A 25,506-nucleotide genomic window follows, 5' to 3' on the forward strand; every position below is an offset into this window, starting at 1 on the left:
ATCCCAAGACAAATAACTCTCTGCTGTTTCTTAATAAACGTTAATTACCACCCATGAATCTTAACAAGAGCTTCATCGCCTACCTTACCTTCCTCAACCTCTCTGATAGACCTCTCCAGTATGCTGAGACCTTCCTCAAGGACTTCCTCCTCTATGGTTAGTGGGGGCTGTATCCTGAGCACGTTCCCAGACAAGAACATGATGAAGAGTCCTAACTCGTAAGCTCTCCAGACTACTTTCTTAGCTTCCTCAAGCCCTCTCGCTTTACTCTCTTTATCCTTAACTAACTCTAAGCCGATCATTAAGCCCTTACCCCTCACATCACCTACTATGGAGCACTCATCACGTAACTTACTCAATCTCCTTAAGACAATCTCACCGAGCTTCTCAGCTCTCCTCACTAAGTCTCTCTCCTTAATTAGCTGGATGCCTCTTAACGCAACCCTAGCTATGAGTGGGTTGCCAGCCAGCGTGAAGGAGTACGCGAACTCAGGCAGAGAATTCATTATGTCTTCCCTACCTAATATAGCCGAGATAGGTAGGCCAGCGCCGAGAGGCTTCCCTAAAGTCATTACGTCAGGTCTAAAACTAAAGTGTTGGTAACCGAACCACTTCCCAGTCCTTCCCAAGCATGTCTGAACCTCATCTACTATTATGGGTATTCCGTGCTTCCTCAAAACCCCCTCAAGTCGTGTGAAGTAGTTTTCCGGGGGCACCACAATACCTCCATCACCCTGAATAGGCTCAGTAATAAGTGCTACTACGTCTTCAGGACCCACCTCCTCAATCAAGGCCTTCACGTTCTCAACACACGACATCCCGCAAGACTTGAGCTCAAGACTTAGCGGGCACCTATAGCAGTATGGGTAAGGCACTTTAACGCTCTTTAGCCAGGAACCTACTATTTTAGAGACCTTGACAGAGAGGTCCACGCCCGAGACTGTAGTAGTGCCAACACAGCAGCCGTGGAAACTGCCCGCATGACTCATCAACACTCTAGAATCTTTCCTAAACCCCTTAGCAAGCATTAAGGCGCCTTCGTTAGCGTCACTACCGCTCAAACCTAAAACAACTCTCCAGTCTTTAAAGCCTGAGAGAGCAAGTAACTCCTCAGCTAATTGGAGAGCAGGTACGTTGTAGCCGTATATGAAAGTAAAATGAATTAATTCTTCAGCCTGCTCCTTAATCACCTTAACTATCTCGGGATCGCAGTACCCGAGATTCATTACGGCAGCACTTGAAGTAAAGTCTATGTATGCCCTACCACTAACGTCAAACACTCTAGAATTCCTGCCTCTAACAGCTATGACTGGCGCGTAAGAAACTCTCTGAACTCTGGAGAATACTTTCTCATACTTAGCTATAATCTCCTCAGGAGTTCTCTCCCCAAAACTCAAGACACACACCTACTTTAAGACCTGATCGTAAATTAAAATTATTGTGAGAGCTTCTCAACTACTCTACATACCTACCCTCAGCAACCTCCTAGAAATCAAGAATGTGAAGACTACGAGAATCAGTGTTAAGACTAAAGACAATACTATCATGAGAGACACGACTCCCGACTCGCCTAAACCAAAACATACTGGGATGAAAAACAGTATCACGCAGCCAGCAACTCCTGAAGAAGTCGTTACTTGACTTACTGAAGTTAATATCGGCAATAACACAGCCAGGAAAACCAGCACGAAGCCAGCAATTAAGAGTAGAATACCTGTTTTTAGGAGAGAGTTGACCACCGCTAATCACCTAACATTAGTTAAGATGAACGTGGTGAGAACTATCAACATTAAAACTATAGCGAGTACTATGAGAATCGCTGACGCCTTCTGACTAGTGCCGAATACTATAGGTATGGGCCCCACTATAAGCACGCCACCGCCCTCAAGCTTGTAGTCACTACTCCGACGTAATAAAGCGATGAAGAATAGTAAAAAACCTCCCACAATCAAGACGAGCCCTGAGAAGAGCAAGATCTCTGAGAGACTCATCTATAGTCACCCAATTAATGAAGATTGCTAGAGGACATAAAAACTTAGTTTACAATCCCGAAAGCCTCGTTCTTTAGGGCGGGGATGATGTAGTAAGGTTTTAAGCTCTGTATTCTTTAGGTATTGGGAAGCCATATCCCTGAGCCCCGCTCTACACGGGGTAGGGGTAAAGCGCCTGAGACCGGGCGCGGAGCTAAACCCAGCACACGCTGGGGATGTAGCTCCAAACCTCCCCAGAACCCCCGCCCTAAAGGGCGGAGAGGAGGTCAGTTGCTCGCAAGCAGGAAATCCACTAATTTTCTGGCTTCCCCTACCTCAAGTACCCCACTATACTTGACGTCGGGTCTAACACTCAATACCATGTCTGGCTTGAAGAGCATGACTAAAAACGAAGTCTCTGCCCTGAGACGGTCTAGAGCACTCAAGTACGTAGTCACTTTACTAGGTCCGTAAACTAATGCTCTAGAAGGAGCTACTACAATCACGTGCTTAACGAACTTCCTCAAGCCGAGTGCGGGTAGCAAAGCACTACTAAAAGACTCACAGAGAGTTACGTCATGTCTTGAGATTATAGAGTTCGTAGACTCAGCAACCAAGACGTCAATATCTTTACTCGTTAACTTATTGTATAGCCATAAACTGTCTACTTCCTCAGTCTTGCCTAAGCCGCCGGCAAATTTCATGACTTCATCAGCTAAGTAGTCACTCAACTTACTCAAGTTATTAGTGATTAAGTAGTAGTTTCTCTGCCTCGCTGAGGAGACCCTAACAAGTACTGCCTGATCAATCAGTGAAGCTAGTGAAGTGAGGTAAGAGTCTAGTGACGGGTGCTTCATAAGGTCGTGAGGAGCTGTCATAACGTCAACAGGATTCTGTAAGTCGATGTCATAGATGAAGCCAGCCTTAACATACTTAACAACGTCCTCACCAACTAAAACACCCAACTTACGAGACTCTAAGAAATACTCGTACTGCTCCCAGAAAGAGTGGGCAGCAACAGGCTTAACAACACCTACGGAATAACCTAACCTACTCAAGTATTCAGCTAAAGCCAGAGTAAAGAAGGTCTTGCCAGAATTATATGGTAGCAACCCAGAAACAACTACTAAGCCTCCCATCCTAAAGCCCTAGTAATAAAACTAGCTAAAGAGAAAAATAATTAGAGTTTAGTTAAAAACGTATTCTTATGAAGTCAAGAAGTACAGGGCTATCAGAGAAAACCCTAATAATACCTTATGCGCTATAAATACATACTCGACTAACTTCTTCTGGTCTTTCTCAGACTTGTTTTCTATCATCTTGAAAACTCTACTACTTACTAGGTTTTCAAGGAGAGCAATAAAAGAAGAGAACTTACAAGCTAAGTTCTTCAGAGAATGAGAAAACCTCCTAACTAAGTCGGAGAGGGAGCTTATTCTCTCCAATTTAAACAGACTTAAACTCTCCAGGTAATACTTATACATTTTACCACCAAATTATATATTAATAACTAAGTATATAAATACTTATGCTACAATACCAAAATATAAGTAAATTTCAGCATATATTAGTGAGTTAAAATATGGTCCAGCAGTAAGATTCTTAAGAATCTCAGGAACCTTAAGAGAATACTGCCACACAAATTAGTCTAGAACGCCGTAAGCAGAAGTGATTAAGAACCTGCAGTATTTAACTTTGAAGCTATATCCTAATAGGGGTTAACGTGGTAGTGAGTAAGCACATAAGCTTAAGCATCCTCACGCTATTTCTCTTAACACTCTCTCCTCTCGCCACCGGGTATCCCCTACCACACGCTAACACCGCCTGCCATCTTTCAGTAAGCAACTTTCTAGCTTCTCGTTTTCCTCTATTGAGTAATTACGTGAACCTAGACAACTATACTGTAATAAGCTCTAACCTCAACTACACAGACTTAAAGATACTTGTTTTTAAGTGGGTTTCTAGGGGAGTATCTATAGGAATTCAAGTAACTGAAGAAACTTGCGAGATAACGCGCTTTGAAGTAACTGTCGATTCTAGATACTTAAACGAGTCAAACCTCAACAACCTTTTAAATGAGTTGGAAACGGGAGTGGAAAAACTGTTTAGTGATGTCAAAGATCTCGTGAGCAACACATCAAATGCCAGAATTATCGGGGGACAGTTGGTAGTTAATGACACACCAATCTACTTCATAGACCCTAACTACGTTACAGCAACCCCGGCTCTCGTGAGGTATTTTGTTTACCCGTCACCTCCTATAGTAATCTACACATTCATCAACTACTTCCCTGCAGTCAAGAAGCTGCTCACGCAGGTCACTAACTTCAACTTAAGTGAGGAGGAAGCAATAGAAACACTTAAGAACAAACTAAACATAACTGAATACAGAGGAGTCACCAGGTCTTACGTGATACTATACGGAGTGCTCAGACCAGCATACATAATTGCCATAACCCCCTACAAGAACGTGGCTGTGCTGGCCGACAACGGGGAAGTCCTAACACAGAAAACAGCTACCAACACACAAGCAACACCTGAAGACAACCAGCTAATTACGTACCTTGGACTAACACTAATCCTGGCAGGGTCAGCAATAGCAGTGACTTATATATTCTGGCTAAAGAGACGTCGTCTCCCTTTACGATTTACAACCTGAAAGCCTCGCACTCTAGGGCGGGGAAGAGGTTAGTTAGTGGTTGCCCGTGTCTGTTAGCTAGGTTTTTGGTTGTTTTTGGTTTTTCTGGACACGGGTTCATCCCACCTGTTTATCTCTTTTCTCCCCGCTTACGGCTCCAGGGGGTCGCCGGGGTCCCTAGAGCCATCGGTGAAGAGCGGTTCACAGAGCCTCGTCTCTCGCCAACAGCTCATCAACTCATGTCGATTCCTGAAACCCGTGGAAATAACCCAAACAACCGAAAAACCAAAACTAAACAACATACAGACAGTCTAACTAGAAAGAGAGAAGATAGTCATCACTTTAGTTGTCTAGTGCGTATCCTGCACTTTATTCATTGACGCATCAAGTCTTAAGTTTCTTTAACACATCTAAAAAGTAGCTTAATTCTTTAATGCGGGACTTCAGCCGCAAACCCTACTCGTACCTCAGAGCAGTCGCTGGAGGTATTTTAGCAGCTCTGTAAGCAGGCAGTGTCCCGCCCACGACGCCGACCGCCACAGTTATGAAGACTGTAGTCAGTATCAAATCTACGGTTATCTCTGGGTTAGCCACTATGACTAACCCACTACTACCAGCAGATATTGTGAGACCTCTTGATGAGAGGACGTGAGCCCCTACAACACCAGATCCTATGCCTATAGCGCCTCCTATCAAAGACATTATTATAGACTCAGCCAGTATCATGAAGACTACCTGCTTGTCTGTGAAGCCCAAAGCTTTTAAAACACCTATCTCACGCGTCCTCTCAATAACTGAGGTAATCATTGTTGACGCAGTCCCCGCCACAGCCACCGCGAAAGCCGAGAGAGAAGCAGAGAAAACTATAAAATCTAGTGCTGCAGTTACTGAAGCAACAGTTCTAGCTATCTGCTGGAAAGCCACTACCGTCACCTTATCTTGATAAACTTCTCTAATTTTTCTAGTCAGCACATCAACTAGTGAGGGGTCCTTAGCTACTATGAAAATACCTGACACATCCTTTATGTTGAGGATGGAGGGACCACTCCTCACAGGCAAGAAGACCGTCTGGTCCGGCGACACGAAAGCAGCACCACCAAACTCTTTAAGGATTCCCTTAACTCTAAGTGAGACTTTCCTCAAGTTGAGCTTGCCGCCACTCAATACCTCAACTATGTTGATCGTGATGACATCACCGACATCAAACAACTTAGTGTTTGAAGTAGTTGAGTACGCTATAGAGTGGCCTATCACGCAGTAAGTCGTCTCTACATCGAGGGGGAACTCACCCTCATCTAACTCTAGATTACCTATAGCTTTAGTTAAGATAGACGCGTCTACAGCATATATAAACACATTCTTCCTGCCCTCAACAGTCTGTATGAACCCCTGCGTAGAATAAAAAGGCTCTGCTTCACTAACCTCATCAAGACTCCTTATATAGTCTAAATCACTACTAGTAAGTCTGTATCTCTCGGAAGGTAATACAACTACGGTGTTCTGACCTAAAGCCAGTATAGCGCTCTCAACGTAATTAGCATACCCCCTCACAGTAGAGGTCATCATCACTAGAGCTAGAGGACCTATAGATATTCCGATTATAGTTAATACAGCTCTAAACTTCTTCTCAGTCAACACCTTCATAGCGTACCTGAATATATCTCTAAGCACTACTATTCCCTCACTTGAGGTATGGGGTGCGTCTTCAGATACCTGTAGAGGATAAACGCTACAAGACCTAAGAACACTATGACAGCAACCATAATGCCGTATCTCAGTAGGTCAGCTGGTTGTTGGGGTGGAGGAGTGGTAGTCTGAGTAATTAACTGAGTCACTCCAAATTCTCTGCTCAAGACTTCGACTTCATTATATGGGTTCCTGTAGCTTAGCAACAACTTAACAGACTCAACGTAAGTCCCGGTCTCAAGATAGATAGCAAAGCTAGTCTGTGAAGAAGGGTCTAAGTCTCCTATGAAGATTTCCTCACCTTCTCTACCACCACCTACCAGCTTAGCTGTTATCCTCTGTGCTTGAGCATTACCCACGTTTATTAAAGTACAGGAGAGCCTCACCAACCCATTAGAATATGATACCTTAACGTCAGACAGCATGAATTTTATGAAGGGCTCGATACTTACGGTGAAAGAAGTATTAATTACCTGCCTCAATCCGTTAGACGTTGTGTAAATCACGGTAGCCATGAAGGGTATGTTACCGTAAGTTATGGGAACTGGGATTTGAGCTGAGGGCAACGGGTTTAAGTAAACAGGTATGCTAACCGAGGTAATCACGCCAGGCTCTAACCTACTAATATAGGTCGGAGTCGACTTAGGAATGAGTACGTAGCTACCGTACGGGTACACAGCTAAGTACACATTGTAGGCAGGCGCCGTACCCAAATTCAGAATCTTGAGAGTCATGTTAGTCTCCCTGGAATCTCTGAAGTTTAAGGAATCCTCGCTCCACACCTGAATAAGTATTGGCGACCCAAGAACACTTAGAGGGACTTTCAACTCCTGCGTTCTGATATTATCCCAGTGATCAACAAACGAAAGCGTCATCTCAGCATAGTAAATACCGGGAGCCACGGAAAGCACGTTAATCGGTATCACGAAGTATACGAAATCACCTTTACCAAACTGGGCTTGAAGAGGTGTTTGAGCCCCTAACAACTGAGTATAGTATCTCAGTAAGTCCTGCACGTTACCGAGTTGCTGCACAGGTATCTGAGGTAAGGAAGAGGTAGCAGCTACTCTAACCCTACTCTCGTTATTAATTGAAGAAACGAAACCCTCAGGCAGTGCTACGTCAGCTACAAGACCCCTAATAGACGGGTACTCAGAATTCCTCATAACAACAACTAAGACGTTCCCGTAAGTCCCAGGCTCTGCCGGTCTCCCAGCCCACGAAGTACTCACCAACTCCACACCTAAAGAAACGTCGTTGACTAAAACAGGCAACGTAACCTCCTCCACCACACCCAACCCCTCACCGCCAGAATTAACTAAGTAGAAGAGCCTCACAACGCTGCTGTACCAACCAGGACTCACATCACCTACATTAAGCGCGAAACTCAGCTGAAGAACTTGATTTGACGGCACAGGTCCCGAGACGTAAGCCTTATTAAGGCCCTTACTAGCAGTGAATCCTTCAGGCAACACTAACTCAGCATAGACTGAAGATATGGTGTATGGGTAATGGTTTATTAAGTAAACCACGTAAGTAGCGTTTTGTGTGTTGGGATACACAGGATTATTGTTAACCCACCCAAAGCTAATCACGCTTAATCCTCCCAGAGAGCTTGGCGGGTAAGTACTCAAAGGAACTCTAACTACGTAGTCTGTCGTGACCGGTATGTAAGAACCATAAACTGTTATGTAGTAAGTAACCTTAATGACCAGAACTAACGTATCCGCGCTAAACCCACTCAAGTTCAGGTAAGGAACTAGCCTACACGAAGACCCTGGACTCAAGTACGTAGAACACACGCCCTCACCATCAACGACTGCCACACCATCAGGTCCTGATACCTTGAGGTAAACGTAGCTAGCCCCGTACCTGCCCAAATTCGTTAATTCTACGTGTAGCGGGTAAAGCTTCTCTAAACCGTAAGATACTGTAGGCGCTGTCGCCCCCCACCAAACCTTGCTTAAGACTAGGTCAGCCACATAGTCACGCGGATCTGAAATAAAGAACTGGAAGTCTAGAGTAACAGTCCTGTACAGGAGTGAAGCACCCACCCTAACGTCGTAAGTTACTATTAGGGACGCGTTATAGAAGCCCGGGCCCGCCTCAGGGCCCACATCAATAACTAGCTGAAGAACACAAGTGCTCCCTGGCTGCACCCCAGCCAAGCAAGTCCCTCCAACAGACTTAACCTGAATAAAGTCAGGAAGTAGCGGATTCACGTATAGCGGCGTAAGAATGTCTTGACCGAAATTACTTAATCTAATAGATAACGTTATGTCTCTTGATGTAGGGAGTGCTTCAGCAGCGCTTCCCTGATAACTCCACTCAACCCAACCAATCCTCAGCACGTCTTCAGACACTAAAGTTGCAGTGACGTTTAAAGTTAGGTTAAACCAGAACTCAGAACCTCGATAAGTAGCTAATCCCTCAAGAGAGACCTCAGCCACTATAACGTCTCCTAGATACCCAGACATGTTAGTCACTATATTACTGAAAGTCAGCGTAGCTATGTTACCGTAACTCAGCGGCGTTTCAAGCGTTGCTACTACGTAGTTCCTCCCATCTCTTGATTTGAGTCCTTCAGGGAGCTTGAGTACAGCAACCAGAGAGTTTATTGTTGATAGGTCCCTATTCTGTAGCGTCACAAACATAGTTAGTGAGCGACCCTCACTATACGCAGCACCATAACTCCACCCACTATCAACAACTACAATATTTGGTGCTTCAGGGACCTCAACAACTACTGTGAAGCTCAAGCTCGTGCTAGACTCGTAAGTAACCCCATCTTCAGTTCTGGAAGTCACGTTGATTCTCAAGAAACCCTCATAAGAACCTGGGCTTGTTGAGAGTGGCACATCAACACCCCCAACTACTAGAACATACGTGCTACCCTCAGGTATCGCAGGCACTTCAACCCTAACTTCTTCAGGCATTAAGGGAGACTGCAGTGTGAGAATCCCGTAACCACTCAGAACCTCTGAGTTGCCGGAGTTCTTTATGCGCACATTTAGTGTAGCACCCTGCGTTCCCGGAAAAACACGAGCGGACCACCAAACGTCAACCACAGATAACTCAACCTCAGGATATTCACTCACGTTAACGTATACAGTGAACCACACGTACCTAAGAATTTCGTCAGACCCGTTGAAGACTCTGTAAGTCACGTTAAGTCCTAGAGCGTAACTACCTGGCAATACGTAGTCGTCTATATTGAGTCTAGTCCCTATTAAGAAAACCTCTCCTGGGGCGAACTCGTAAGTCCAAGACCCGTTAACAGAGTACGCCGAAACACACGAAGAAAGTCCTGCCGAGAAATGAAAGCCTTCCGGCAAGCTAAAGCACCCTTGAACACCTCTTATACTAGAAGCCTCATCATTCCTTATCTCAACAGACACTCCAACATTCCTGCTACTAGGATAAACCGACGCACCGCCCGCAGCATTACGTTGTGTTGTAGTAACAAGCGTGAGCCCTGGTGAATCTCCTGAAACTCTTATAGCTAGCGGCAGACCTGAAACTATAGATAAAGTCAGCAGAGTTAGAAACAAGCAAGAGTTAACTAGCCTCACCCTCCTCAACTAAGCCACCTCAATTAGACACTAACCCCAGAAGTTAAAAACACTGATTACCAGGAAGTAATGCCTAGCGCAACTGTTTTGGGTTTTATAAAGGTTTGTAAGGGGTTGATGTAGGTTATTTTATTGTGGGTTGAGCTCGCTCACGATGTGAGTGTGTAGTGAAGACTCGAGTGGGTGGGCACCTAAAGCCAGGATGTGGGGGTTTCCCCACAGCTGTGAGCCAAATGAGGGTGAGCTGTGGGTGGGGTTACCCTGAAAGGGTAAAGACTAATGATAAGACCTCCAATGAAAGGAGGTCTAAGGTCTATGAAGCCAAGGGTCGACAACAAACATGAAACTCAAACCCCCTACACGGAACTCACTTTATCTCCTTATATAGGAGACACTCACTCTTAGAAGGGATTCGTAAGTCCTTAATGACGCCATCTCTTATTACGTATATTTTGCTAGCACAGTTAGCTACTTCAGGGTCGTGCGTCACTATAACGATAGTCTGACCCTCCATATTCAGTCTAGTGAAAGTCTCTACGACTGTTCTGGCTGACGCCCTATCTAGGTTTCCCGTAGGCTCGTCAGCCAGTATTATTTCAGGGTTGTTTACTAAGGCTCTAGCAATAGCTACTCTCTGTTGCTGACCCCCAGATAATTGAGTCGGTTTCTTGGCAAGCCACTCACTCTCACCACCAGCTGCTTTAAGAGCTTTTAAAATCATTTCGCGCCTTAAGCGAGGGGGTACTCCAGCAGGCATAAGAGGTAATTCTATGTTCTCGTATACACTCATGCGAGCGACTAGGTTGAACTGCTGGAAAACAAAACCTATCTTCCTGTTCCTAAGCCTGGCTAACTCATCTGAAGGCAGTGCTGACACGTCAACACCGTCTATATACACCTTACCCTTAGTAGGTCTGTCAAGTAAGCCAATAATGTTTAGTAGGGTAGTCTTGCCTGAGCCTGAAGGACCCATTATAGCTATGAACTCACCTCTCAAAATACTTAAATTGACCCCCTTCAAAGCCCAAGTAACTATGTCACCTACTCTATAGGCCTTCCACACATCAACTAACTGCATTATTACCTCTGTCTTGCTACTCACTCCTCCTTACCCTATCCATTAAGAACTATAAACTCATAAAAATCGAGATATCAAGTCAGGTATTAAACAACGTTTTAAGCCACACTTAATCGTTATGTTGGTGGTCTCTATGGAGGTAATCATAGCGCTGATTGCCGGAATACTCGTAGGCACCTTACTAGGCAGAGCTCTAAGCAACAAAGAAAAGAATTTACTCACGAGCATTGTAAGCAAGACAACACTCTTCTTAACATACGCTCTGGTGTTCGTTATCGGGTTAAGAATTTCCCAGATCTTGCCAGACATAATAACGAGAGGTCAGCAAGTAGTCTTAGTCGTCATAGCGTTCTCAACGATACCTGCCGTACTCAGTCTAGCGATCTCGTACTTAACGCTGAGGAGCTGACCAGCAATGCTTAAAAAACTCGAGTCTTCGAGACTCACTCTATTGTTCGCGGCAGGATTAATCACGGGTCTAGCTACTAACCTCAGAGTAGGTGAGGAGATTCTATGGACTACTTTATTGTGCTTAATATTCGCGGTAGGACTCTCTATGGGCCTAGAAATAAATAAGATTGCGTCAATGAGTAGAGAGAAGATCTCTTGGGGGCTTAAGCTGATTCTAGCCACCCTCACAGGCTCCTTAACAGGCGGCGCAGTAATCTACTTGCTAATCGGTGAACCAGCACTGAAGTATTCACTAGCAATCTCCGCAGGCATGGGCTGGTATAGCTTTACTGGAACGTACTTAGCGAGTATAGATCCCTATCTCGGGTTCCTCGGGTACTTATCTAATATTCTGCGCGAGGTCTACACCTACATCACGTACCCCCTACTAGCTAAGAAGCTGAGGTACTCTTCAATAAGCTTGGGAGGTGCTACGACGATGGACACCACATTACCAGTAATAGCGTCTGTAGGAGGCTCTGAAGCAGGAATCATAGCGTTCATACACGGAGCCTTCTTAACTCTCCTAATACCTATAATAGTGTCTGCACTAGCCTCAACATAAGAACTCAGAACCAGAACATCAAGCTTTACCTAACCCTTCAAGCCTAACAGCACGGGACTCACATCTAGTCAGTCGTCACACCCTAACGTAATTACTGGGTTTCGCGTATACGTTTCCTCCAACGTGAAGCAACACCTCAGCATCCTCAGTGAGGACGTTCTCCCTGAAGTACTTCTCATCCACATAAACTTTAAGACCCTTAAACACCATTAACGAGTGGTCCTCAAAAAGTAGTTCGTTAATCAGTACACCCTCGACGTATGCTGGAACACCCTTTATGTGCGGGACTCTAACGACAGAAGAGCTCTCGAGCTCAAAACCCAGCACAGTAAGCTTATTCTTTAATTCTTTACCTGAAATACTGCCCGCGCGATGAACTTTCTCAACAAACTTAAACGGCATTATGTTTAGAGTAACTTCCTTGGTCTCCTTGATATAGCTATATGTTAGTCTCTCAGGACTTAAAGACACTGAGAAGATGAACGGGTCAACATTCACCGGCATAAACCACGACACGCTACAGCCGTTGACTTCCCCAGTTCTCGACATACCCACAATGACTGACACGGGTCTCGGGTGCATAACTCTAGCTACGTACCTACCTAAAACCAAGCTAACACCCCACATCTACCCAAATAGCTTCAGGCATATCTCGCACGAACTCTTCTTAACTCCCTCCTCAACAAGCGAGTGATACTCACATAAGTACCCCCCACGAAGCAACTCTATAGCTAGCTTGCTAATAGCTAACTCTAAACTCTCCCCACTCAAGCCCCTCTCTTCAATCTCATTAACTAATTCCCTTATCCTGGACTCAGCAAACTGTATGTTACTCAAGTCAATACTCAGCTTCTTCTGTCTTGAGACATACTTAGAAACTGAAGACTGAGAAACACCTAACAACTCAGAAATCACCAGTTGATTATGCCCGTACTCAAAATACAGGATTTTAATGATCCGCTTCTTAATAGCGGGAACAACATACTTGCTAGCGAAATCAAATACCCCCACTTTAATCAAAACAAACACCAATACTATTAACGACATCCACACTTATAACTTAGTAAGCACTAGAAGCAAGACACACTCGATACTAGCGTTTTTAACTCTGTTAACGTATAACTATAAGGTGGTGGCAGTGAGTAACAACGTGAGAGAAAAAGTAATCGAAACACTGAAAAATATTTACGACCCAGAAATACCGATCGACATATGGGATCTAGGACTTGTGTACGACTTGCAAGTCAGCGAAGAGGGAGACGTTCACGTAGTAATGACTTTAACAGCGCCGGGATGCCCTCTAGCAAACACGTTAGTAATGCTCGTAGAAGACGCTATAAGAAGTATTGACGGCGTAAGAAACGTTACTGTAGACTTAACTTTCAACCCGCCGTGGGACCCTAAGAAGATGACTCCAGAAGGCAGAGAACTTTTTAAGAAGCTGTATGGCTACGACATACTAGAGTACTGGGAGAGCATTTACGGGAAAAAACCCACGGCTTAAAAGCATGCTTAAGTGCGGAGCTATACTTGCGGAAGCCCCGACATAGAAGGCTCTTGCCTTACAGGCGGCTTCCAAGTAAGGCCTAGTATACCCCCGATTAACCCCAGTATAAACCCTATGAAGAATCCGCCACCCACCGTGAATAAACTTAAGATCGAGAAGATCAATACTAAGATAGAACCAGTCTTCACTCTCCCCGGATTACCCGAGTAAATCAGGACTGCCCCCACTATAATCAAGACCCCGAAAACCAAACCTACAACACCAATAATCGCAATCCAAGTCCCTACGAGTTCCAGCGGATAAGGCATTCCCGGAACTTCTGGAAACTCACCACTCACCGAACTCAGCAAACCCGCTGCAACGAACATAATCAAAGCCGTTAAAAGCACTAATATCCCGCTAATTAATGATAAGACAAACGCTGCAGTAGGTTTCTCACTCACAGACTATAACACCTCAAATTAATAGTCGCTATTAAATTAATAAAGTCTTTAAAACTATCTCTAAAACTAACAACTCTCTAAGATTAATTACTTAATAAAAACTAAATTGCAATTAGATCTTCTTCAGAGAAGAAGAATTAACTACTTAAGAGATTTAATACTTTCTCTTTATAGTAATTGAGAGCTTCTCTCACGTACTCCTCACTTATACTACCGAAGGGTGATGGGGTCTCAAAGATCCTCTTAGGTGGTTTGAGGTCTTCTAGCCTGTGCCCTAGCCTCATCTTGAGCTTAAGTTTCTCTTTGTAGATCTCAATACCAAGCTTCTTCAACTCTTCCTCACTCATTTTTATTCCGAGAGGCTCGAGAGCTCTCGAAACTATAGAGGGCTTATAAACCCCTCTCGCAAAGAAACACACTACGAGAGATGAGAGGACCTGCCTCCATGCCTCCTCCTCAACTAACTCGTTTATTAATGTCTGCGGACGCGGGTATTCCTTGCCCACATACTTCTGATCTACTGAATAGCCCGCATTATCTAAGTGGCTGTGTCTAAGCCCTATTAAGTACCCGATGTGTGCTCCAGGTCCTGTGTGATAGCCGGGCATCTCGTTACCTCCGAACACTAAGGCGAATTCTGAACCCCCATAAACTTCAGAAGCTTTCTTAACGCCCGCAGCCAGAGTCTTGTAGAAGTCGTTTGGTTGTGTGACCAGGTATTTGACCATTTCTATGTATGTCTTCCAATCACCCCACTCAGGCTTCACTATCGTGTCTCTCTCGCTTATCAGTCCTTTCTTGAAGGCCTCAGTACTCCAAGCTAGTGCTACTCCCGTACTCATGGCATCAAGACCTACTATGTCTACCTCTTCTATTAGTCTAAGCAGACCTTCCCTGTCTCTAATTCCTAGCATTGTGCCGAGAGAGTATATAGGCTCGTAATCGTATCCTATGTACCTAGTAGTGTAGAAGTACTTCTCGTGCGGGTACCTCTCTCTTATGACTGCTATATGAATGCAGGCTACCGGACAGTGAGCACAAGCAACTCTCCTAGCTAGTGAGTACTCAGCGAAAGCCTCACCACTCACGTCTTCAGCGCCTTCGAAAACATTAGATGTTAAGTTCCTGGTAGGCAATCCCCCTATCTTATTTAGGGGCAACACGTTGACGGAGGTCCCCAAATCATGGTATTTCTGCATTGCCGGACTCTTAGTGATTTCATCAAACAACTCCTTGTAAACCCTCCTGTAAGCAGATATGTCGACTACCGGGATATCTCTCTTACCACCCACAACAATAGCTTTAAGTTTTTTAGCACCCCATACGGCTCCTAAACCTAACCTGCCGAAGTGCCTGTACGTCTCGAGTATGACTGAAGCGTACCTGACAAGCATCTCTCCAGCCCTCCCAATCCTCATAATAGACCTTAGCCCCGGCCACGGCTCTCTCTCCCTCAACACCTTACCTATAGTAAGAGAACTCCTCACACCCCATAAAGCACTGGCGTCTCTAAACTCGACCCTACCGTCATGAATCGATAGATATACCGGCGTCTCACTACCACCTTTTATAACTATCGCGCCAAACCCGGCCATCCTTATAGCTACTGGAGCTCTCCCCCCAGCATGAGACTCGCCTAGATTACCCGTCAAGGGAGACTTGAACATCGCTACAACCTTAGAGGCCGTTGGGTAAACCCCCGTAAAGACACCCACAGCCAGCACAACAACGTTTTCAGGACTAAGTGGGTCGACGTCAGGACTCAACTCTTCCTTAAGTAGCTGAGTAGCGACTCCAGTCCCTCCTAAGTATCTCGTGAATAACTCGGGCCTATTCTTAATCCAGAAAGTCTTCCTAGTTAAGTCTACGTAGAGTACTCTACTCAAGTATTCATCAACTAACGTGTGAGCACACATCAAGGACCAACCTCCTCAAGAGCTAAGACCCCGAAAGGACAGAAATCAACACAGTAACCACAGTAAGTGCATATGACTGGCTTATTCAAGTAAACATTCCATTGAACAGCCCCGAAAGGACATGCACTCCTGCAGTTACCGCATCCAATACATAAGTTAGGATTCAATATAACGCCTCCTCCCCTCCTCAACATGAGAGCCTTAGTAGGGCACACCTTAGCACATGAAGGGTCTTTACAAGCCCTACAAACGATAACTGAAAACCCTCTCTCAACACCCCCTACACTCCTCACGTGAATCGCCGTGTAACCTAACCCCGCGTCAGCAAATCTACGCGAGCAAGCAAACATGCAAGACATACAACCAACACATAAGTCAGGGTCTACGACGATAAGTCTCTTAAGCTTAGCCGCAACTACAGCACACAAACTTCATCACCTAAATAACTGTATAAGTGAGGCAATTTAACTATTTCCATCTAGAGGGACTTACTTTCGAGCCCCGTAAATCAGCATTCAAGCGAAACTATATTAGGTTCTTTTCGTGTTTATTAAGTGATGTTCAGTAAGAGGTTGGTGATAATGCAACGCCAAACATAGTCTCACTAAAACCTGAAGTGCTTGCGCGGGCAGGACTACTACTGCAGTACGTGGTCTCTAGAGACGTACCTTGGCTGAGGCCCGCGGGCTGTAGTGTGGGTGAAGACGGTTTTAAATGCGATTTCATATCAACCTCGGGCGAGTGGCCTGATGAGGACCTCATTAGGAAAGTAGAGAAAGCTATTATCGAGTTAGAGAGTTCTGGAAGCGTGACCCTCGCGTACGCTGGTGAAGCGAGTGATGAGCTTGTCAGACTGCTTGGGCGGAACGCCACTTACGAAATCAACGAGACCGAGGTCTTCTTAGAATCTGAGGTAAGACCTGCCGAAAACTCTGTTAAGGCAGTGTTGATAAAGAATATCTCCGCACATAATCCGACTAGAGACGTCAGTTTAGTCAGACTCATTGGCGTGGCTTTCGACAACTTGAGCGAGTATAAGGAGTGGGTTGAGTACTACGAGGAAGCTATCAAGAGAGACCACAGGAGTCTCGGGCAGAAACTAGACCTATTCGGCTTTTACGAGGAGGCAGGGCCTGGCCTAGTCATATACCATCCTAAAGGACAGATAATTAGAGAAGAACTGATGAAGTTAGTTAAAGAAATAAACAGTAGGTTAGGCTACAGCGAGGTCTACACACCTCACGTATACAGGTCAGCACTCTGGAAGATCAGCGGTCACTACGACCTCTACAGAGATAAGATGGTTTTAGCAGATGTTGACGGCGAGGAGTACGGCGTCAAGCCAATGAATTGTCCGGGCCATATCCTAATATACAAGAGCAAAACCAGAAGCTACAGAGACCTCCCTATAAGACTTGCTGAGTTCGGGACTGTGTATAGGTGGGAAAAGAGGGGGGAGTTATTCGGGCTACTCAGAGTTAGAGGTTTTACACAAGATGATGGGCACGCTTTCGTTAGAGAAGACCAGGTAGAGTCGGAAGTCGGAAACATACTCAGGGAAGTCTTCAACCTCCTCTCACTCTTCGGCATAGTTAGAGAAAACACTAGGATATACTTATCAACGAAACCAGAGAAATACATAGGTTCTGACGAGGCGTGGGATAAAGCAACCGAAGCACTCAAGCGAGCTCTCGAGAAGCTGGGCATCCAGTATGAGGTTAAAGAAGGTGAAGGAGCTTTCTACGGACCAAAAATAGATGTCCACTTCAGAGACTCTCTTGGTAGGTGGTGGCAATGCAGTACCATACAAGTAGATTTCGCACTGCCAGAGAGATTCAACCTAGAGTACGTAGACAGTGATGGGAGTAAGAAGAGGCCCGTAATGATACATAGGGCTATACTAGGAAGTATTGAGAGATTCATGGCTATAATCATTGAAGAATTTGAAGGCAGACTACCCACTTGGTTAAGTCCTACTCAGGTAATAGTAGTGCCGGTATCCAAAGAAATAGCTGAGTACGCCGCAGAAGTAGCTGAGAAGCTGAGGAACGCAGGACTCAGAGCTGTAGAAGACTTAAGTGACGAGACTCTACAAAAGAAAATAAAGATGGCTTACGAGCAGGCAGTACCTTACGTCTTAGTAGTTGGGCGTAGAGAATTAACGCAGAAGACAGTCACAGTCAGAGGTAGAGGTAACCTGCAAGCAAATAACGTACCTCTCAACATATTCATAGAAGAGTTGATCAATGAAGTACGAGAGAGAGCACTCAACCAGAAAGCACTAATAAACATCTTAAGAAAATCATCAGCTAAGCAACCGAATCTCTGAAGACTCTCTGACTTAACAGCTTGAGGCGCTCAGCTCTTATGTTAGTTTGTATTGATTGATGTCACTGCATCATCCCTGTTCTCCTGTATTGGTCTTTAGTTTGTATTACCTCTGGAGGCGTTCAGAGCCCCTAGACCTCCACATCTTGAGTGCTTGAGGAATAAGTTAATGTACATGACTACGTTTCTGTCTCCTGTTAGTCCGCATTTAGAGCATGTAGATGATGTTTTGTAGTGACTGTATTCTTCATAGAACTATAGTGATAACTTCTTACTGAATGTTTTGCCCTCTCTTTACAACCTGAAAGCCCCGCCCTTTAGGACGGGAGGTCAGGTCTTAGCTAAAGCTACTTTTGTATTATAGGGGGTTAGGTTTATTAATTTTTTTGTTTTGTTTTTGTTGGGGTTTTGGTGAGGAGGGGGTGGTATACTTACTTATTGATTGCTTTGTTAGTAGTTCCTGTAGTAGCTGTTTATGCTTATCAAGATGACTTAACAGTAGTCTTTAATAGCTGGGCTTCTGGAGAACCTAAAATAATGATCAAACTAGAAATACACATACCAGCAATCAAGGCTGAATTCTGTGGTGTTGTTGTTAGGAGAATACCCACAATGTACAGACCAACAAAAACAGGATTTAGTGAGGAAGTGTATGTAGGTAATCACAGACCAGGAGAAATAGTAGTAGTTAAGCAGTTACTCACAGCAATAATAGCTAAAACAAAAATTGAGGGAGGAGAATACAAAATAGAATATTACGAACCAGCAGAATACCTCACCACAATAATCTGCAAAAACAAAGAAACAACACACAAATACAGCAAAATACACGAAATATTCCCAAACAAACTAATAACCACACACAAAATTGAAGTAAACTTCGAAGAGAAAACTAGTAGAGAATTTCTGGGTAGTGAAGTCAGCTCCTCAACCACTCCCATCTCATGCAACCTCTACCGAATTTCCCTGCCAGGCGCTCTTGATGCTGCAGAGTGTGTCACTTGGGTTAGAGGACCCTACTTGTACTCACTACCTGGTCTTAAAACAGCTTTCGGAGTGTCTGGAGCGTATCCGCGATCAGCAGTATATCTCGAATCATACGTGGATTCAGTACTCTGCACCCCGCAATGCGAGCGCGACACCCCACAAGAGTGGAGCAGTGCTGGAAAGAAACTAACACCCAGCGTAGTCTCGCACGAGACCGCAGAACTATCGGGCAGGTGGAAAGACCGAGTATACTTCAACGTAGTATATAGGTATGAAGAATGGTACGTAAGTTTTGACGGCTTCGCAGGGATAGGAATGCTTCAATGGCTTCTCTATCCACTACAGATTACAGGTCTTGAGAGAAGTGAGGCTTTACCAGAAGTTCCCTACGAGAAGAAGTACTTGAGCTTCATACCTCCAGCACCTTCGTATGCTAGAGGAAGACTAGTAGGGGACACGACAATATTCTTTACTCCTGTCGAACAGTCAGATACCGTAATTGCGAGTATAAGTATAAGCTTTGGTTATGTGCTTGAGGGTTGGTCAGCAATCCTTACAGTAAGTTTCTATAAGGCTGGTAGGAACGACCAGATGTACATAACTCCATACGTTAGTGTTAAAGACGTGAGCGGAAATACACAAGCATGGTATTACTGGTGGTACAGCTATAACGACCCAATGACATACGAAACACAATTCTCTAACTACAGATAAGAAAAACTGGTCATGTTTTTTAATAAATCCGTAAGAGAGTATTCACGCATGTTTTTCGTGAACGTATTTTTCTAAGAAGTTAGTTAGCGCGACCTCCGGCTTAGTTCTCTGAGATTTCAGGAGCTCCTCACTCGTGTGCATATACGTGGCTAAATTAATTTCTTTGAAATTCAAGGAAACCTAGGTTTTGTATAGCTCCTGAGACTTTACAACCCGAAAGCCTCGCTTTTTAGGGCGAGAAGAAGGTCAGTCACTAAGAGCTCATTAACTTATAAACTCTGAGACTCCCCTACGTGCCTCACGCTCAGCATGCACCAAGTTCTGAATTAAAAATTATCTATTAAACGGCTCGAACAACCAAATTAAGTAGCTAATACACAGTCTTTTCCTACTCGCGGGCACGTTGCAAGTTTAAATATCGTTATGTTATGAATATTATGAGAGGTGTGTGTTAGTGGGTGGGTATGTTTGCGGAGCTCAAGATTTATAATACTAGGACTAGGTCTCTAGAAGTATTCAAGCCTCTTAATAGTAATAGAGTGTTTATGTTTGTGTGTGGTCCCACAGTTTATGACTATTCTCATATAGGTCACGCGAGAGTCTTTGTGTTCTTTGATGTTGTGGCGCGTTGGTTGAGGAGGTTAGGGTATTCACTGTTTTATATAGTTAACATAACTGACGTTGATGATAAGATTGTTGGGAGAGCGGTTGAGGAGGGGGTTCACCCGCTAGATCTTGCTAGGAAGTACGAGAAATTTTTCCTTGAAGACATGATGTCACTTAATGTTACGTCTCCCAACCTGTATGCGAGAGCCTCTGATTACTTGAGAGAGATATTCGAGCAGATAGAGAAGCTAGTGAGTGAGAATCACGCGTACGTTACGCCGACTGGCGTATACTTTGACATAACTACATTCAGTGACTACGGCAAGTTATCAGGTAGGGACCCTAAAGAATTGATTGTTCACAGGATTGAGCCAGACCCGACGAAGAAGAACCCGGGAGACTTCGCTTTATGGAGAGTTAGGCCTAAATACGAGTTCGGCTGGGACTCGCCGTGGGGTTACGGCAGGCCTGGATGGCACATAGAAGATACTGCAATAACTATCAGGCATTTCGGCCCGCAGTACGACATACACGGCGGTGCGGTAGAGTTGATATTCCCTCATCATGAGGCCGAGATAGCTCAAGCAGAGTCTTTTACGGGTATAAAGCCCTTCGTTAATTTCTGGATTCACGTAGGTCTGCTTACAGTAGGTGGTGAGAAAATGAGTAAGTCTTTAGGTAATTACGTTACTATAAGAGAAGCTGTCAGTAAGTACGGCGCTAACGCTCTAAGATTATATCTGCTGCAAACTCATTACAGGTCACCTATAGACTTCACGTGGGACGCGCTTGAGAGCGCTTACAAGACTTTCTCCAGGATTGAAGTAGCTCACTCAAGATTAGAGCAACTAGAAATTAGGAGAGACAGCAAAGTTAGTGATGACGAAATAGAGTTAAGAAAGAAAGCTGAGAAGACTAGAGAAAAGTTTGATACATCCATGAATAACGACCTCAACACTGCTGAGGCCGTAGCTAGCTACCTAGACCTAATATCGGCTATAAACGAATACACTAATAAGAGAAGCGATATTGACGCACTCACACACGAGTTAGTCATTAACACACTAGAATACATGAACAGCGTCCTAGGCTTCGTGGTGAGACCGAGTAAGACTGGAGAATTAGTTGAGAATTTGATTAAGTTGTTAGTTGATGTCAGGTCTGAACTCAGGAAGAGGAAAATGTGGGAGTTGTCAGATAAGATAAGAGAAGATTTGAGAGGACTAGGTATAGAACTCCAAGACACACCGTCAGGCACTAAGTGGGTTGTCAGGGTAGGGAAGTAAGCATGGACGTAGTTAAATTAACTAAGGAGCTCGTAAAGATAAAGAGCTTACCGGGAAGTGAAGGAGACTTAGCAAACATAGTTAAAGAGTTTTTAGGTTATGCAGGAGTTGATAAAGTATTTATAGATAGTGTGGGAAATGTGATTGCACCGGTAAAGGGTAGTGGTTTGGGGACTGTCGTCTTAGAAGGACACCTAGATACTGTGGATGCCGGTGATTTGAGGCAGTGGGTTGTTGAGCCTTTTTCTGGCGCTGAGATTGAGGGGAGAGTATACGGGAGAGGAGCTGTTGACATGAAGGGCGCGATCGCTTCTCAAGTGAAAGCGCTTGAGGATTTGAAGACTTTAGAAAGTGATCTTTACGTGATATACACGATACATGAAGAAATAATTGAGGGTGTCGCGTTAAGACACGCTCTAAGAGACTCACTGAGAATACGTCCTGACGTGATAGTGACTGGAGAAGCTACTTCTCTTAAGTTAGGTTTAGGACATAGGGGCAGGGCCGTAATAGACATCGAAGTTTCTGGAGTTTCAGCTCACGCGTCAATGCCTAGTGAAGGTATTAACTCTCTTGAAGGCGCCGCCCTAACTATCTTGAAGGTGGTTGAGATGTCTAGTAACTTACCCACTCACGAACTACTTGGTAGCGAATCAGCTACGACTACCCTCATCGACTGTCAGCCTAAAATACAGCCCCAAATACCTGATAAGTGTTTAGTCACTATAGATCATAGGTTACTGCCAGGCAGGAGCGAGGCAGACATAATCAAGACGTACGAAGATTTATGTAACCAGGTAAAGAACTTGAAGAAAACTGAGTGCAGACCTTCATTAAGAGAAGAAGAAGTTAGGTCTTGGAGAGGTTACCTCTTACGTACTAAGGAGTTATTTCCTGGCTGGATAAACGAGGACGTAAACCTAATTAAGTCCTTAATAGAGTCTCTCAAAAAGACATATAGTAGCGTCTCAAGACATTACTGGAGATTCTCGACAGACTTAGTTGTTGTGAACGAGTTTGACTCTGAAGGACTTGGTTTAGGTCCGGGGGATGAGATATTAGCTCATAAACCTAACGAGTATGTTGAGATTGTCGAGTTGAGGAAAGCTGTAGACATGTATAGAGTAATGCTTCGGGAACTGAGTAGATACTTATCAAGCAAGATAAAATAAGGAAATAGAGAGTCACACCATAGTGTTTCGCCCAATCACTTAACTTTCTATGTATGCTATTGCCTCAATCATTAAGTCAGCATCTCTAGGTATTGAGGACACAGCTACTACAGCTCTAGCTGGTTTATGATCGCCTAATAATTCACTATAGACCTCATTAAACTCACTAAACTTGGCTATGTCTTTCAAGTATACAGTAACTTTAACTATGTTTCTCACGTCTCCTCCGGACGCGCGAACTATCTCTATCACGTTAGTTAAAGCCTGTTTAGCAGCCCCTTTAAAATCATTCTTCACTAACTCACTAGTTAAGGGGTTTATGGGCAACTGCCCTGAAATGAAGAGAAAGTTGCCGACTAAAACTCCCTGAGAATACGGTCCTACAGGCTTAGGAGCTTTGTCTGTATAAACATACTTCATTTTAAAGACACCGTTAATTAATTACTCAACACTAGTTATAAATGATAGTGATTATTGTGTAAAGCTAAACATTTTTATGAAGCTATCACTAATAGATTAGTGAGGCATGGTGCATGAATTACGTGCAACCCCCTCACGTGACACCTCTCTCAAATCCCGGGGGTGCGGCTACTTCTCATAAGGTATTGAATGCTGTAGTTATTTTGAGTAGGGAAGATGACTTCATGCACCGCTATTTAACGTATGATATCATTAGAGAGAGTGTTAGAGGTAAGTATAAGAAGATACAGCTTTACGTAATAAGTCCTCTGCCACCCCCTTTATACCTTAAGCAAATCAGAGACTTGCTCTTGTCGAATATACATGTAGGTATAGTCGTCAGGTATTCTGGTCGCGACGCTGACTCACTGAAAAAACTGCTGCAGAAGCTAGTTGAGTCAGGCAACGACCTCAGAGTATATTCTTCACGTAGTTTGAGTGATGAGTACTTAGAAGTAATTAAGCAATTCGGAATCACACCAATCCTGGCGGGTGAGAGTCTGTGAGTTTTGAGATAGTAATAACTACTGATAGAACGATGATGACAAACCATAGGGGGAAGGAATTCCTGGGGTTCATGACTACGGGCCCTGCTATAGGCATCCCTGAGTTTTTATGGATGTGGATCGCAGCTCCTAAAGTGAAAGTTGATGAGCTAGGTAGACCTGTTGAAGCACCTTACGGGCTAAGGAAAATCGAAGCAAGACTTCAGGACTTAGGTTACAAGGCAGCCGTCATAGACCCTGACTATATAAGCAAACACTTAAATAACATGAAGATCCTCATGATAGGACATCACGACTACTTTGCTTACGGACCCCCAAGCAGTGAGTGGTGGTTCATCACAGGTAAGGAACCCGTGAATAGGAAATCATTCGTGAGATTTATGAGGAGTGAGCCGGTACGTAAAGCTAGAGAAAAGGGCGTAAAAATAATAGCTGGTGGTCCGGCGGCGTGGCAGTGGTTGTGGGAGGTTGAGTTGATGCGTGAGTTTGGTGTTGATACAGTGATTGACGGGGAAGCTGAGCTAGTAATTGGCGACATAGTTGAGAGAGCCTTAAACAACGAGGAATTACCTCAATACGTTTTCGTAGGACCTTATGAAGTGCCGCAAGTGAGTGAAATACCTGTGATTAGAGGAGCGAGTGTGAACGGACTTGTAGAGATAATGCGGGGATGTCCCAGAGGCTGCAAATTCTGTTCGGTTACGTTAAGGCCGCTCAGGTACATACCGCTAGAGAAGATTAGAGCTGAGGTAGAGATTAACGTGCGTAACGGGGTCAAGAACACAATACTTCATAGTGAGGATGTCTTGCTATACGGTGCTGACGGCATTAAGCCTAAAGAAGAACCTTTAATTAAGTTACACGAGCTAGTTAAAAGACTAACTCCAGACAGCATAGCTTGGGCACACACCAGCTTCGCGGCAGTCAAGTTTGCTGAAGACAACTACAGATTATTATCTAAGATAATGAACGACATACTATATGACAAGCAAGACTACCTAGGCGTTGAGATAGGTCTTGAGACAGGTAGCCCGAACCTAGCTAAGAAAATAATGCCTGCTAAATCAGCGCCATACCCCCCTGAAAAATGGCCTGAGGTAGTTGAGGAAGCTCTTAAAATACTCCACGAGAACAGGATAGTGCCTGCCGTGACACTAATTCTGGGAATACCAGAAGAAACTCCTGACGACTTAATTAAAACGTCTGAGCTCCTAGACAGGATACGCCAGTATAGAAGTCTCGTGGTGCCCATGTTTTTCGTTCCTATGGGTGCCTTAAAAGATAGAGACTGGTTTAGGAAGAACGCTATCAGGAGAGAACACATAGACGTGATGCTCAAAACACTACACCACTCTATATACTGGGCCGAAGACATAATGAATAAGTTTTACATTAAAGAATCAAAATACTTACCCGTCAGGATACTCTTGAAAGCCTTTATAAGGTACGTGAAATACAAAGTCAATAAACTCAGACCCCTACTTGAGGAACTAACCCATGACTAATTAGAAAAATCACTGACTCTCTTTCTCAGCTACTCTAATTAATGTCGCTACAAGGATTCACCAGTAATGAACAGGACTCGCGCTAAGCGATACGAGAGTGATTATAGTTCCTATGAAA

25 protein-coding genes are annotated in these 25,506 nt (G+C 44.3%); 10 read left to right on the top strand and 15 right to left on the bottom strand.

The window, feature by feature from the left end:
• Window positions 1-44: 44 nt before the first annotated feature.
• From QXL29_01665 to QXL29_01685, 5 genes are all read right to left on the bottom strand, one after another.
• Window positions 45-1,397, bottom strand: a complete 1,353-nt coding sequence (locus QXL29_01665) for an aminotransferase class III-fold pyridoxal phosphate-dependent enzyme (protein MEM2283297.1) — start codon at window positions 1,395-1,397, stop codon at window positions 45-47.
• Window positions 1,398-1,460: 63 nt separating this feature from the next.
• A complete protein-coding gene (locus QXL29_01670) occupies window positions 1,461-1,739 on the bottom strand; it encodes a hypothetical protein (GenBank protein ID MEM2283298.1) in 279 nt (92 codons plus the stop codon).
• A 6-nt stretch (window positions 1,740-1,745) separates the two neighbouring features.
• Window positions 1,746-1,991, bottom strand: a complete 246-nt coding sequence (locus QXL29_01675; GenBank protein ID MEM2283299.1) for a DUF131 domain-containing protein — start codon at window positions 1,989-1,991, stop codon at window positions 1,746-1,748.
• 266 nt (window positions 1,992-2,257) lie between these two features.
• A complete protein-coding gene (locus QXL29_01680; protein ID MEM2283300.1) occupies window positions 2,258-3,109 on the bottom strand; it encodes a hypothetical protein in 852 nt (283 codons plus the stop codon).
• Between the two features lie 66 nt (window positions 3,110-3,175).
• Complete coding sequence (locus QXL29_01685; GenBank protein MEM2283301.1) at window positions 3,176-3,415, bottom strand: hypothetical protein; 240 nt, start codon at window positions 3,413-3,415, stop codon at window positions 3,176-3,178.
• A gap of 278 nt (window positions 3,416-3,693) precedes the next feature.
• Between QXL29_01685 and QXL29_01690 the strand changes: the two genes are divergently transcribed.
• Window positions 3,694-4,629 carry a hypothetical protein gene (locus QXL29_01690; protein ID MEM2283302.1) on the top strand — a complete coding sequence of 312 codons (936 nt, stop codon included), beginning with the start codon at window positions 3,694-3,696 and terminating at the stop codon, window positions 4,627-4,629.
• A 435-nt stretch (window positions 4,630-5,064) separates the two neighbouring features.
• Here the strand turns inward: QXL29_01690 and QXL29_01695 are convergent, their stop codons facing one another.
• From QXL29_01695 to QXL29_01705, 3 genes are all read right to left on the bottom strand, one after another.
• Complete coding sequence (locus QXL29_01695; protein MEM2283303.1) at window positions 5,065-6,279, bottom strand: ABC transporter permease; 1,215 nt, start codon at window positions 6,277-6,279, stop codon at window positions 5,065-5,067.
• Window positions 6,280-6,281: 2 nt separating this feature from the next.
• Window positions 6,282-9,875, bottom strand: coding sequence for a hypothetical protein (locus QXL29_01700; protein ID MEM2283304.1), 3,594 nt, complete (start codon window positions 9,873-9,875; stop codon window positions 6,282-6,284).
• Between the two features lie 358 nt (window positions 9,876-10,233).
• On the bottom strand, window positions 10,234-10,944 hold the full coding sequence (locus QXL29_01705; protein MEM2283305.1) for an ABC transporter ATP-binding protein: 711 nt from the start codon (window positions 10,942-10,944) through the stop codon (window positions 10,234-10,236).
• A 124-nt stretch (window positions 10,945-11,068) separates the two neighbouring features.
• Between QXL29_01705 and QXL29_01710 the strand changes: the two genes are divergently transcribed.
• Both QXL29_01710 and QXL29_01715 read left to right on the top strand, forming a co-directional pair.
• Window positions 11,069-11,353, top strand: coding sequence for a hypothetical protein (locus QXL29_01710; protein MEM2283306.1), 285 nt, complete (start codon window positions 11,069-11,071; stop codon window positions 11,351-11,353).
• Between the two features lie 6 nt (window positions 11,354-11,359).
• The gene (locus QXL29_01715; protein ID MEM2283307.1) at window positions 11,360-11,959 is read left to right on the top strand and encodes a lysine exporter LysO family protein; all 600 of its coding nucleotides are present in this window, start codon (window positions 11,360-11,362) and stop codon (window positions 11,957-11,959) included.
• A gap of 75 nt (window positions 11,960-12,034) precedes the next feature.
• Here the strand turns inward: QXL29_01715 and QXL29_01720 are convergent, their stop codons facing one another.
• On the bottom strand, window positions 12,035-12,571 hold the full coding sequence (locus QXL29_01720) for a flavin reductase family protein (GenBank protein ID MEM2283308.1): 537 nt from the start codon (window positions 12,569-12,571) through the stop codon (window positions 12,035-12,037).
• A gap of 15 nt (window positions 12,572-12,586) precedes the next feature.
• Window positions 12,587-13,006: a hypothetical protein gene (locus QXL29_01725; protein ID MEM2283309.1), complete on the bottom strand. Its 420-nt coding sequence runs from the start codon at window positions 13,004-13,006 to the stop codon at window positions 12,587-12,589.
• A 91-nt stretch (window positions 13,007-13,097) separates the two neighbouring features.
• Here QXL29_01725 and QXL29_01730 point away from each other — a divergent pair, with 91 nt between their 5' ends.
• Window positions 13,098-13,463, top strand: a complete 366-nt coding sequence (locus QXL29_01730) for an iron-sulfur cluster assembly protein (protein MEM2283310.1) — start codon at window positions 13,098-13,100, stop codon at window positions 13,461-13,463.
• Between the two features lie 20 nt (window positions 13,464-13,483).
• Here QXL29_01730 and QXL29_01735 read toward each other — a convergent pair whose 3' ends face one another.
• The 3 genes from QXL29_01735 to QXL29_01745 form a co-directional block, all read right to left on the bottom strand.
• Window positions 13,484-13,909 (bottom strand): DUF4064 domain-containing protein, encoded by a 426-nt coding sequence (locus tag QXL29_01735; protein MEM2283311.1) that lies wholly within the window; start codon window positions 13,907-13,909, stop codon window positions 13,484-13,486.
• Between the two features lie 137 nt (window positions 13,910-14,046).
• On the bottom strand, window positions 14,047-15,825 hold the full coding sequence (locus tag QXL29_01740) for an aldehyde ferredoxin oxidoreductase family protein (GenBank protein MEM2283312.1): 1,779 nt from the start codon (window positions 15,823-15,825) through the stop codon (window positions 14,047-14,049).
• Window positions 15,825-16,253, bottom strand: a complete 429-nt coding sequence (locus QXL29_01745) for a 4Fe-4S binding protein (GenBank protein MEM2283313.1) — start codon at window positions 16,251-16,253, stop codon at window positions 15,825-15,827. The genes QXL29_01740 and QXL29_01745 overlap by 1 nt, the downstream gene beginning before the upstream one ends.
• Before the next feature lie 188 nt (window positions 16,254-16,441).
• Between QXL29_01745 and thrS the strand changes: the two genes are divergently transcribed.
• Together thrS and QXL29_01755 are read left to right on the top strand one after the other, a co-directional pair.
• Window positions 16,442-18,154, top strand: coding sequence for a threonine--tRNA ligase (gene thrS / locus QXL29_01750; GenBank protein ID MEM2283314.1), 1,713 nt, complete (start codon window positions 16,442-16,444; stop codon window positions 18,152-18,154).
• A gap of 410 nt (window positions 18,155-18,564) precedes the next feature.
• Window positions 18,565-19,854: a hypothetical protein gene (locus QXL29_01755; GenBank protein ID MEM2283315.1), complete on the top strand. Its 1,290-nt coding sequence runs from the start codon at window positions 18,565-18,567 to the stop codon at window positions 19,852-19,854.
• Window positions 19,855-19,896: 42 nt separating this feature from the next.
• Here QXL29_01755 and QXL29_01760 read toward each other — a convergent pair whose 3' ends face one another.
• Entirely contained in the window at window positions 19,897-20,028 is a 132-nt protein-coding gene (locus QXL29_01760) for a hypothetical protein (GenBank protein MEM2283316.1), read from the bottom strand.
• Window positions 20,029-20,318: 290 nt separating this feature from the next.
• Between QXL29_01760 and cysS the strand changes: the two genes are divergently transcribed.
• Together cysS and QXL29_01770 are read left to right on the top strand one after the other, a co-directional pair.
• On the top strand, window positions 20,319-21,746 hold the full coding sequence (gene cysS, locus QXL29_01765; GenBank protein ID MEM2283317.1) for a cysteine--tRNA ligase: 1,428 nt from the start codon (window positions 20,319-20,321) through the stop codon (window positions 21,744-21,746).
• A 2-nt stretch (window positions 21,747-21,748) separates the two neighbouring features.
• On the top strand, window positions 21,749-22,918 hold the full coding sequence (locus QXL29_01770; GenBank protein MEM2283318.1) for a M20/M25/M40 family metallo-hydrolase: 1,170 nt from the start codon (window positions 21,749-21,751) through the stop codon (window positions 22,916-22,918).
• 39 nt (window positions 22,919-22,957) lie between these two features.
• Here QXL29_01770 and QXL29_01775 read toward each other — a convergent pair whose 3' ends face one another.
• Window positions 22,958-23,338, bottom strand: coding sequence for a Rid family detoxifying hydrolase (locus QXL29_01775; protein MEM2283319.1), 381 nt, complete (start codon window positions 23,336-23,338; stop codon window positions 22,958-22,960).
• A gap of 113 nt (window positions 23,339-23,451) precedes the next feature.
• Here QXL29_01775 and QXL29_01780 point away from each other — a divergent pair, with 113 nt between their 5' ends.
• Window positions 23,452-23,883, top strand: coding sequence for a hypothetical protein (locus QXL29_01780; GenBank protein MEM2283320.1), 432 nt, complete (start codon window positions 23,452-23,454; stop codon window positions 23,881-23,883).
• Between the two features lie 32 nt (window positions 23,884-23,915).
• Window positions 23,916-25,388, top strand: coding sequence for a radical SAM protein (locus tag QXL29_01785; GenBank protein MEM2283321.1), 1,473 nt, complete (start codon window positions 23,916-23,918; stop codon window positions 25,386-25,388).
• Window positions 25,389-25,506 lie beyond the last annotated feature (118 nt).

The sequence above is a fragment of the Zestosphaera sp. genome (assembly GCA_038843015.1).
Classification (GTDB): domain Archaea; phylum Thermoproteota; class Thermoprotei_A; order Sulfolobales; family NBVN01; genus Zestomicrobium.